Annotated in this window: 1 protein-coding gene; it reads left to right on the top strand. The window is 57.4% G+C overall.

What is annotated here, in order from left to right:
• Window positions 1–308, top strand: a 308-nt coding sequence (locus AWU74_RS07585) for a type 2 periplasmic-binding domain-containing protein (protein ID WP_162505037.1), incomplete at its 5' end; no start/stop codon positions are given.
• Window positions 309–563 lie beyond the last annotated feature (255 nt).

Here is a 563-nt window from a genome sequence, read left to right as displayed (position 1 = left end):
ACGGGCGTCCGTTCAAAATCATCTTCGAGTCGACCTTTGCCCTTATGTGCGAAGATATCGCGTCGGGCAGGGCGGACGCGATAGTGTCGATATTTAAAAGCATCGAAACCTTCAACAGGGAATACAACGCGCGCCTCCGCATTGTAGAGCCGGCGGTGTACAACTCGGACACGTACTACCTGTTCAACAAGCGGACAGGCGCGGAACTGCGGGACACCTTCGACGCGGCGCTGAAAGAGCTGAAGGACGACGGCACGCTGAAGAAGCTTTCCCTTGAGTGGCTGGGCGGCGACTTCACCGCTAAATAAGAGAAGACGGCATAGAGACAAAGCAATAAGCCCGCCCGTGCGCTGACCTCCTTGTGCGCGGACGGGGGCGGGGCTGCCGCAAGGCAGTCCCGCTTTTTTTATGTGCGCACGTTCGCGGCGTATAGGTAAAGCCGCGCCGCGCTTATACGCCCATATCAGAGGTTCTGATATGCCCTTAACAGAGACAGCGATATGGGCGGCAGAGAGGCTCTGTCTAGAACAGAACAGAGCCACCACCTAGAGCGGAACAGAGGC

Source organism: Treponema endosymbiont of Eucomonympha sp. (assembly GCF_001028545.1).
Note: the sequence above shows the minus strand (reverse complement) of the source record. Positions and strands in the feature narration are given on the sequence as shown.